This window comes from Caulobacter sp. P4_E5, from assembly GCF_056401555.1.
In genome coordinates, this window is the sequence record NZ_JBFUJD010000002.1 from 39,176 (window position 1) to 48,967 (window position 9,792).

General features: G+C 70.5%; 6 protein-coding genes and 1 pseudogene. 4 read left to right on the forward strand and 3 right to left on the reverse strand.

Annotated elements, in window-relative coordinates; translation table 11 throughout:
* Positions 1-2,313, reverse strand: a complete 2,313-nt coding sequence (divL, locus tag AC1DSO_RS00760) for a cell cycle protein kinase DivL (RefSeq protein WP_477067015.1) — start codon at positions 2,311-2,313, stop codon at positions 1-3.
* 154 nt (positions 2,314-2,467) lie between these two features.
* On the opposite strand from divL, the pseudogene AC1DSO_RS00765 reads away from it, so the two are divergent.
* Positions 2,468-2,776 (forward strand): annotated as a pseudogene (locus tag AC1DSO_RS00765) (metallopeptidase family protein); the annotation flags it as partial.
* Positions 2,756-3,205: a metallopeptidase family protein gene (locus AC1DSO_RS00770; protein ID WP_477067087.1), complete on the forward strand. Its 450-nt coding sequence runs from the start codon at positions 2,756-2,758 to the stop codon at positions 3,203-3,205. The pseudogene AC1DSO_RS00765 and the gene AC1DSO_RS00770, both read left to right, overlap by 21 nt.
* A gap of 241 nt (positions 3,206-3,446) precedes the next feature.
* On the opposite strand, the gene AC1DSO_RS00775 is transcribed toward AC1DSO_RS00770, so the two are convergent.
* Positions 3,447-4,883 (reverse strand): OprO/OprP family phosphate-selective porin, encoded by a 1,437-nt coding sequence (locus tag AC1DSO_RS00775; RefSeq protein ID WP_477067016.1) that lies wholly within the window; start codon positions 4,881-4,883, stop codon positions 3,447-3,449.
* 15 nt (positions 4,884-4,898) lie between these two features.
* Complete coding sequence (locus AC1DSO_RS00780) at positions 4,899-6,230, reverse strand: dicarboxylate/amino acid:cation symporter (protein ID WP_477067017.1); 1,332 nt, start codon at positions 6,228-6,230, stop codon at positions 4,899-4,901.
* Between the two features lie 206 nt (positions 6,231-6,436).
* Here AC1DSO_RS00780 and AC1DSO_RS00785 point away from each other — a divergent pair, with 206 nt between their 5' ends.
* Together AC1DSO_RS00785 and AC1DSO_RS00790 are read left to right on the forward strand one after the other, a co-directional pair.
* Positions 6,437-8,278, forward strand: coding sequence for a sensor histidine kinase (locus tag AC1DSO_RS00785; protein ID WP_477067018.1), 1,842 nt, complete (start codon positions 6,437-6,439; stop codon positions 8,276-8,278).
* Positions 8,275-9,630 carry a sigma-54-dependent transcriptional regulator gene (locus AC1DSO_RS00790; protein ID WP_477067019.1) on the forward strand — a complete coding sequence of 452 codons (1,356 nt, stop codon included), beginning with the start codon at positions 8,275-8,277 and terminating at the stop codon, positions 9,628-9,630. The genes AC1DSO_RS00785 and AC1DSO_RS00790 overlap by 4 nt, the downstream gene beginning before the upstream one ends.
* The last annotated feature ends 162 nt before the right edge of the window (positions 9,631-9,792 follow it).

Below are 9,792 nucleotides of genomic sequence, written 5' to 3' on the forward strand. Positions count from 1 at the left end.
CTAGAAGCCCAGTTCGGGCTGCATGGCGCCGGGTTGCTGGGTCTCGGGCAGGTGGCAGGTGAAGGTCGAGCCGGCGCCCGGCTCGCTTTCCAGCGCCACCCAGCCACCGTGCAGCTCGACCAGCGCCTTGACCAAGGCCAGGCCCAGGCCCGGGCCGCCCCGGTCGCGGCCGACGAAGCGGTCGAAGATGTGGGCCTGGACGTGGAACGGCACGCCCCGGCCGGTGTCGGAAACGTCGAGGCGCACCTCGCCCAGGGCGCGGCGAGCCTGCAAGGTGACCCGGCCGCCGGGCGGGGTCTGGCGCAGGGCGTTCTCGACCAGGTGGTCCAGGGTCTGGGTCAGGCGCTTGGCGTCGCCGCGGATCAGGCCGACATCCTCCTCGCACTCCACCGCCAGCGTCACCCCGCCCAGCTGGGCGTCCTTCAGGGCGCGCTCCTGGGCGTTCAGCAGCAGGTCGGCGACGCGGATGTCCTCGATCTCCAGCGCCATCTCGCCGGCGTCGATCTGGGCCATGTCCAGCACGTCATCGATCGAGCGGGCCAGCTGGGTGGCGGCGGCGCGGACGGCGGCTACATGATTGCGGCCGCGCTCCGAAATGCCGTCGGCCCGCTCCAGCAGCTCGGAATAGCCGATGATCGTGGTCAGCGGCGTGCGCAGCTCGTACGAGACATTGCCGACGAAGTCGCGCTTCAGTCGCTCCGCCTCGGCCAAGGCGGCGGAACGGTCGGCCAGCGCGCTTTGCAGGTCGCGGGTGTCGGTGACGTCGGCGAAGGCGATCAGGGTCGCGCCGTCGGGCAACGGCCGGCTCTGATAGACGACGATGCGGTCGTCGGAGGTCCGCACCTCGCCCGAGGTCGGCGCCCGCATCTGCGGATCGGGATCGGCCACCCGCCCCTTCAGCTCGCGCCAGAAGGCCAGGTCGTGCAGGCGCGGGACGCACAGCTCGACCACACCCTCGAAGTCGCCGGCCGCCTCCAGGGCGTGCGGGGTGACGTTCCAGAAGGTCTCGAACGCCTCGTTGTGCAGGCGCAGGCGGCCATCCGAGCCGAACACCGCGACCGCGTCGTTCAGCTTGTCCAGCGTAGCCTGCTGTACCTGGATCAGGGCGTTGTACTGGGCCCGCAGCTTCAGCTCGCCGGTGATGTCGGAATAGATCAGCAGCATGCCGCCCAGCGGGTGCGGCTGGCGCACGACCTTCAGCGTCCGGCCGTCGGGCAGGTGCCAGAGGTCGTCGGCCTGAGGCCCCAGGTCCTCGTAGCGGGCCAGTTCGGCGGCCTTCCAGCTGGCGTAGTCGATGGTCTCGGGCAGACGGCGGCGCTGGCGCAGGCGGTCCAGCACCTCGCCGTGGGTCGGCCGCTCGTCCAGCCAGGCCCGCTCCAGGCCCCACAGCTCGGCGAAGGCGGTGTTGTGATACGACAGGCGCCGCGTCTGGCTGAAGATCGCCACCGCCTCGGCGATGTGGTTCAGAGTCTCGTCGTGGGCCTCGACGTGCTTCTTGAAGGCGTCGCGGACGTCCTCGATCTCGGTGACGTCGGCGCAGAACACGCCCACCCCGCCGCCTTCCAGCGGTTGGGCAGACAGGCGGAACGCGCGGCGGCGGCCCTCCAGATTGATCCAGCGCAGAGCCTCGCGGCGCTCGCCCTTCTCGGCGGCCTCGATGACCAGGGCGTCGGCGGCGCGATCGAAGGTCTTGCCGACCAGGGCCGGCGCGGCGGCCGAGGTCGCCCCGACGGCGCGGACAAAGGCCTCGTTGCCCCAGACCGCCTGGCCGTCCGACCCGGCCACCCAGGCCGGCTCGGCGACGCTGTCGACGAAGGCGGCGAAGCGGGCCGCGGACGGCAGGCCTGAATCCGCGCCGGTGACGGCCGACATTCGCAGCCAGGCCAGGGCCCCGGCCGCGCGGCCCTCAACCGACACCGAGCCGCTCGGGCCTCGGACCTCGAAGGCGCAGGCCTCGCCGCGCTCGAACAGGGCCGAGAGCTTGTGGGCGTGGTCGGGATCGGCCTGGCCCAAAGCCGCGACCACCGCATTGACGTCATGGCCGACGCCCAGGGCCTGGGCGCAGGCCGACAGGCTCTCGACGCCCGAAACCAGGCCGGCGGCGCCGCCCTCGACCTCGATCACGGCGGTGTCGAAGGCTTCGGCCCACGCCTGGGCGCCGGACGCCCCGCCTTCTTGCCGGGCCAGGCGCGCCTTCAGCGCGGCGATGCGGGCCTCGAAGCTCCGGCGCTGCCCCAGCGACCACAAGGTGGCGCAAATGGCGAGGCAGACCGCGCCAGCCGCCGCCGCGAGGATCAGGTCATTCGAAGTCATCAGGCGCGTCGCTTACCCCAGCGGGTCGTCGAATCAGAATCCCAGATTAGTCCGGCCATGACCAGAGCGCGATCAAGGCCGCACGTGGCGGTCTGTCGCTATTTCGCCGAGCGACCGGATGGCGCTCGCCTCTAATCGCTCTATTTGGAGGGTCATGACCTGGTCCGACCGCCTCGCCCCCTCGCTCGACGACTTCGCCGTCCTGGCCAAACAGGCCTTCGACGCCCTGCCTACCGACGTCCGCGCCCGGTCAGGCGAGGTGGCGGTCCGGGTCGAGGACTTTCCGTCCGAGGCGATGCTGGCCGACCAGGGGATCGAGGATCCGTTCGCGCTGACCGGTCTCTATCAAGGCGCCGACCCGTCGGTGCTGCTCTTCCGCCGCCCGATCCTCGATGAATGGGCCGAGCGCGGCGACGTCTCGCTCGGCGAGCTGATCAGCCACGTGCTGGTCGATGAACTGGGCGGGGATGCGCGGGTCATCGGAGCCGCTTCCGCCGCCGAAGGCTGGCTCGGCCTCCAAGCGCCGTCCCCGGCCTATTTCGCGGAGATCGCGAACCAGACGCTTACGGGCCTTCCGGCCGCGATCCGCTCCGCGGTCGGCGAAACCCGGGTGATCGTCGAGGACTTCGCCGACGAAGAGCTGCTGGCGTCCCTGGACATCGAGGATCCGTTCGAACTGACCGGCGTGTACGAGGGGGTCGACCTCACGCAGCGCAGCATCCTCGACCTGGCGGCCATGCCCTCGACCATCCGTCTCTTCAGACGCCCGATCCTGGACGAATGGTTCGATTCCGACACCGGCATCGCCTCGCTGATCGAGCACGTCTTCGTCCACGAGGTCGCCCATCACTTCGGGTACAGCGACGCGGACATCGAACGCGTCGAGGGCTAGGTCGGGTCGACATTCACCTGGGGCGGGTCAAAATCTCACTGCCTTCCTGGGCCTTGTGCCCAGGACCCATGTTCGAGGCAGGTGTGGACTCTCTGGGTTTGCACCGCTGAAAGACYGTGAACTCAGCCTCAATTCTGTTGAAGCTGAACCCTGGGTCCTGGGCACAAGGCCCAGGAAGGCGGCAATTTGCAATGAATGCCGATTGCACCTAGCGGTCGAAGCCACCAGCTCGCCCCCGCCGCTAGAATTCCACCTGCAGCCGCGCCTGCGCCACGGTGACGTCGGCGTCCAGCTGAACGCCGGCGATCGGCCGGTTGTCGATCTTGGCCCGGGTCAGGTTCCCCGTCAGTCGGACATAGCTGTAGGGATACCAGTTGGCTCCCAACGTCACCGCGCGATAGGTCCCCGCCGTGGCCAGACCCGTCTGCGAAGCCGACGCGACCACGCTGTTGGGCGCCATGTCGCTGAAGTCGGCATAGTCGTAGCGCGCCGCCAGCTCGAAAGCGCCAAAGCCGCCCTTGTCGAGCGGATGGGCGACCTTGATCCGGCCGAACGAGCCGTTGGGATTGTAGGGACGGGTTTCGCCGGTCGCGAACCAGCTGGCCGCGGCATAGCCGGTGACGATGTCGAAGTCCGGCCCGCCCAGGGCGGGGCTGAGGCTCGAGGCGATGCGGTCGACCTTGATCCGGGCCGCTTCGCCCTGCAGCGACAGCGCGCGGTGGATCCAGGCGGCCTCGACGCCGACGGTGGTGTCGCCGTCGCCGACCGCGCCCGTCGAGAACAGGGTCGCGCCCGACGAGGTCTGGGACCGGAAAGCCGTATTGGCGGCCGCCGAATAGGTGAAGCCGACCTCTCCGCCCCGATCGCGCCGGCGCAACCAGGCGCCCAGGTGCAGACGGTCCGTCTCCGACAGCCGCGGCGACCAGGTGGCGCGGACGGTGGCGCCCAGACGCTCGACGGCCTGGTTGGGGTCGTAGCCGCCGGCGGCGTCCGTCTTGTTGATGTTGTCGCCCTGCAAGGCCGCCCACAGCGACCAGTCGGGGCCGGTGCGCACGGCCTGGAGCGCAAGGGCGTAGCCGGCGTCGATCACGTCGCCATAGGCGCCGCGCTCCATGAAGGTGATCGACTTGAACGACGTCAGCCCCTCCAGCGAAGCCGCCTTCTGGTTGCCGGCCAGCAGCGAGGTCTGGGCGTCGAGCTTGTACTCGATGATCGCGTCGTCCCAGCCCCAGGCGCCGCCGCTGACCGCGCCGCCTTCCAGGCGATAGGCCCAGCGGCCGGTTTGGCCCTCGACGCCCAGGAACAGCTGCCGCGCCTTGAATTGGCGGGCGCGGTAGTCGGCCACGCCATCGCGCTCGGCGACCGCGTCGACGGCGTCCAGCAGGATGCGGCCGCGCAGCTTGAACGTCGCGCCTGAGGGGTCGGTGAAGCGCGGCGAGTTCTCCCAGCGCACCGGCTCCGTCTTCGGCGGCGGCGGGGCCAATGGGGCCGCCGGCGGCGGGGGCGCGACCGATGGAGCGGGCGCGGTCGGCACAGCGGACTGGCGCTCCAGGACGTCGATCCGCGCCTGCAGCAGCTGGATCTGGGCCTTGAGGGCGGCCAGGTCGGCGTCCTCGGCGCGGGCCGCGCCGGCGAAGCCGACGGCCACGAGGGCGGTGGTGGCGAAAAGCGTACGCATGGTCGGTTCTCCCCGCTACTCGGCCGCGACCGGAACCGGCTCGAGGTCGGACGGCGCGGCGTGGCCGGCCAGGGCCGCGTCGAGGGCGTCCTTGTCGAGCGCGTTTTCCCAGCGGCTGACGACGATGGTGGCGACGGCGTTGCCGATGAAGTTGGTCAAGGCCCGGCACTCGCTCATGAAGCGGTCGACGCCCAGGATCAGGGCCATGCCGGCCACGGGCACCGACGGCACCACCGACAGGGTGGCGGCCAAGGTGATGAAGCCCGCCCCGGTGACCCCCGCGGCGCCCTTCGACGACAGCATGGCCACGCCCAGAAGCAGCAGTTGGTCGCCCAGCGACAGGTGCACGCCGGTGGCCTGGGCGATGAACAGCGCCGCCAAGGTCATGTAGATGTTGGTGCCGTCCAGATTGAACGAATAGCCGGTCGGCACGACCAGGCCCACGACGGGCTTGGCGCAGCCGGCGCGCTCCAGCTTGTCGATCAGGCTGGGCAGGGCCGATTCCGACGAGCTCGTGCCCAGCACAAGCAGCAGCTCGCTCTTCAGGTAGCGGATCAGCTTCAGGATCGAGAAGCCGTTGAAGCGGGCCACGGCCCCCAGGATCACCAGCACGAAGATCAGCGAGGTGGCGTAGAAGGCGCCGACCAGGGCGGCCAGGTTCACCACCGCGCCGATGCCGTACTTGCCGATCGTGAAGGCGAACGCCCCGAAAGCGCCGATCGGGGCGGCCTTCATCAGGATGCCGACCAAGCGGAAGAAGGCGTGGGCGATCGACTCCAGCAGGTCGACCACCGGCCGCCCCTTGTCGCCGACCAGCACCAGGGACACGCCGAACAGGATCGAGAAGAACAGCACCTGCAGGATGTCGCCGTCGGCGAAGGCGCCGGTGACCGTGGCCGGGATGATGTTGCTGAGAAAGCCGACGACGGTCGTCTCGTGGGCCTTGGCGGCGTAGTCGGCGACCTTGTCGCTGTGCAGGCTTGCCGGATCGATGTTCATGCCGGCCCCTGGATGGACCAGGTTGCCGACCAGCATGCCCAGCGCCAGGGCCAGGGTCGAAAAGGTCAGGAAATAGGCGAAGGCCTTGAGCACCACCCGCCCGAACTTGCCCAGGTCGCGCATGCCGGCGATGCCGGTGACGACGGTGAGGAAGATCACCGGCGCGATGACCATCTTCACCAGCTTGATGAAGGCGTCGCCCAGCGGCTTCAGGCTCTCGCCGAAGCCCGGCTGGAAGTGGCCGATCAGGGCGCCGGCGACGATGGCGACCAGCACCTGGACGTAAAGGTGTGCGTACCAGCGGCCGGGGCGCGGCGGCGCGGCGGCGGACGAGGCTTGCGGGATCATTCGGCGAGCTCCTGGCTTGTTTCCTCGCGCGCCCTTGCAGGTAGGCGCTTGGACCAAGAATGGCGCCGGAGTCGGACGACGAGAGCCACGTCGCCGGTAAAATCCATAAGCCCATGATTAATAGCGGGAATGGGTAGATTTCAGCTCGTCATCGCGCGACTCTCCGTGCCATAGTTCGCCCGGATCTCCCCCATATTGTGTGGAATATGGCACAACCCGAACCGGCCGAACCGGAACTGCCTTCCGCCTCGGGCCCCACCGTGTCGCGGTCGCGGCTAGCCGCATTCGCCGTGGTCGCGGCGCTGATCGGCGCGCTCCTGGCCTGGGCGGTCGGCGCCCTGGTCGAGACGCGGGCGATGACGGCGCTGCGCGCGCGGGCGGACGCCTCGGCGGCGCTGCACGCGGCGGTGCTGCGCAGCGAGCTCGACAAGCAGCGCGCCTTGCCGCTGGTCCTGGCCGACGACGCCGACCTGAAGGCCGCGCTCGCCAGCCGATCGCCCGCCCGGTTGGAGGCCTTGTCGCGCAAGCTGGAGACGCTGGGCGTCCAGGCCCGCGCCGCGGCGGTCTATGTCGTCGCCGCCGACGGCGTCACCACGGCCGCCAGCAACTGGCGGCTGCCGACCAGCTTCGTCGGCTCGAACTATGGCTTTCGCCCCTATTTCACCGAGGCCCTGCGTCGGGGCTACGCCGAGCAGTTCGCGCTGGGCACGGTCAGCCGCAAGCCCGGCCTCTATCTCGCGCGCCGCATCGACGGCCCAACCGGACCGCTGGGCGTGGTCGTCGTCAAGCTGGAGTTCGACGGCGTCGAGGCGGCCTGGCGCGCGATCGGCGAACCGGCCTTCGTCGTGGATCGCCAAAGCCTGGTGCTGATCACCAGCCAGCCGGAATGGCGGTTCCTCGCCCGCGAGCCGCTGTCGCGAGCGCGGCGTGACGCCCTGCGCGCCCAAGGCCAGTACGGCGCGGCGACCTTCGCGCCCCTGCCCTTGGATCCCAAGCCCGGCGGCGTGGTCCGGACCGACACGCCGCGCGCCGATCGCCAGATCGAGACGCGCCTGCCCGAGGTGGCGCCCGGCTGGACGCTGCACCTCTTGAGCACCGCTCGCCCCGCCGAGCAGGCGGCGGCGGCGGCGCGATGGATCACCGCCCTGGTCTGGATCCTGCTAAGCGCCGCCCTGCTGTGGCTATGGGTGAGGCGGCGGCGCATTCGCCTGGCCGCCCTGCGCGATCGCGAGACGCGTCTGGAGCTGGAACGACGGGTCGAGGCCCGCACCGTCGAACTGACCGACGCCAACCGCGCCCTCTCGCACGAGGTCGAGGAACGCCAGCGCACGGAGGTCCGGCTCCGTTCGCTGCAGGCCGACCTGGTTCAGGCCAACAAGCTGGCTTCCCTGGGCCAGATCGCCGCTGGCGTGGCGCACGAGATCAACCAGCCGGTGGCGGCGATCCGGGCCAATGCCGACAACGGTCTGCTGCTGATCGCCCGCGATCGTCCCGACGCGGCCGGCGAGGCGTTCTCGGCCATTGTCGCCATGACCGAGCGGATCGGCCGGATCACCGACGAACTGCGGGCCTTCTCGCGCAAGGCCGACGGCCGGGTGGAGCCGACCCTGGTCTCGGAAGTGATCGACGGCTCGGTGCTGCTGACCGCCAGCCGGTCGCGGCGGCAGGAGGCCCGGCTGGTTCGACGCGGCGAGACCGCGGGACTGAGCGTGCTGGGTGAGCGGGTCCGGCTCGAACAGGTGCTGGTCAATCTGTTGCAGAACGCCTTCGAGGCGGTGGAGAGCCGCCCCGACGGCGTGGTGACCGTCACGGTGCGGGACCGCGCGGACACCGTCGAGATCGCCGTCGGCGACAATGGGCCGGGCCTGGCGCCGGAGGTGGAGCGGGCCCTGTTCACGCCCTTCCTGACCACCAAGCCGCGCGGCCTGGGCCTGGGCCTGGTGATCGCCCACGACATCGCCGCCGACTTCGGCGGAACGCTGACAGCGGTTTCGGCGCCGGGGCAAGGCGCGACCTTCACCCTGGCCTTGCGCAAGGCCGCGCCATGACCTCGCCGGTCGGCAGGGTCCTGCTCGTCGACGACGACGAGGCGCTGCGCGTCGCGGTGGCCCAGGGCCTGACGCTGCGGGGCTTCGACGTCACGGCCTTCGCCAATGCTCCGGCCACGCTCAAGGCCGTGTCGCGCGACTTCGACGGTGTCGTCGTTTCGGACGTGCGCATGCCCGGCATGGACGGCTTGGCGCTGTTCGAGCGCATTCAGGCCGTCGATCCGGACATCCCGGTGCTGCTGATCACCGGCCACGGCGACGTGGCCATGGCCGTCGCGGCCTTGCAGGATGGCGTCTACGACTTCGTCTCCAAGCCCTTTCCGATGGAACGGCTGGCCGCGGCCCTGTCGCGCGCCCTGGAGAAGCGGAGCCTGGTGCTGGACAACCGCCGCCTGGAGGCGGCCGCCCAGGTCGCCGGCGGCTCTCTGCTGATCGGCGACACGCCGGTCATACAGCGTCTGCGCGCCACCATCGCCCAGTTGGCCGAGGCCGAGGTGGACGTGCTGATCCAGGGCGAGACCGGTGTCGGCAAGGGCCTGGTGGCCCAGGCCCTGCATCGCGGAGGATCGCGCCGCAATCGGCCCATGGTCACGGTCAACTGCGCCGCCCTGCCCGAGGCCGTGTTCGAAACCGACCTGTTCGGCGTGGCCAGCGGCGCGGCGAGCCTGCGCCCCAGTATCGGCCGCATCGAGCGCGCCGACCGCGGCGTGCTGTTCCTCGACGAGATCGAGGGCCTGTCGCTGGCCATGCAGGCCAAGCTGCTGCGCGTCGTCGAGGAGCGCGAGATCTGGCCGGTCGGCGCGGCCGAGCCGCGACACCTGGACCTGCGGATCCTCGCGGCGAGCAAGGTCGACCTGGCGGAAGCCGTGCGCGACGGCGCCTTCCGCGCCGACCTCTACTACCGGCTGAACGTCGTCACCCTGGTGATCCCACCGCTGCGCGAGCGGCGCGAGGATGCGCCGTCGCTGTTCGGTCACTTCCTGGCCGAGGCGACGGCGCGGCTGCGGCGGCCGACGCCGCGTCTGACCTCGGCGATCCGCGGCCACCTGCTTGGACACGACTGGCCGGGCAATGTGCGGGAGCTGGCCCACTACGCCGAGCGCGTGGCGCTGGGGCTGCCGTCCGCCTCGACGGTCGAGGAGGGGGCGCAGGGCGCCGCCCAGGGCCTGGCCGAACGGACGGGGCGCTACGAGGCCATGATCCTTCGCGAGACCCTCGCGGCTTGCGGCGGCGACGCTCGCACCGCCATGGCGCTGCTGCAAACCCCGCGCAAGACCTTCTACGACAAGCTGCGCCGCCATGGGATCGAGATTGATCGCTACCGATCGGCCAAGCCCGGTTCTTCGCGCTAGAACGGCGCGAAACGGCGCGGGCGCCCGCGACAGTTTGACCGCTTCTACAGCCAAGCTCGTTCAGGCGCGCTTCATCTTGGAAGGGAGATGCTTCGGCCCGCGCAGACGGCAAGCCCCGACGGGCTCGCGATCGCCTGCGCCTGCCCAACGGCGACGAGGACC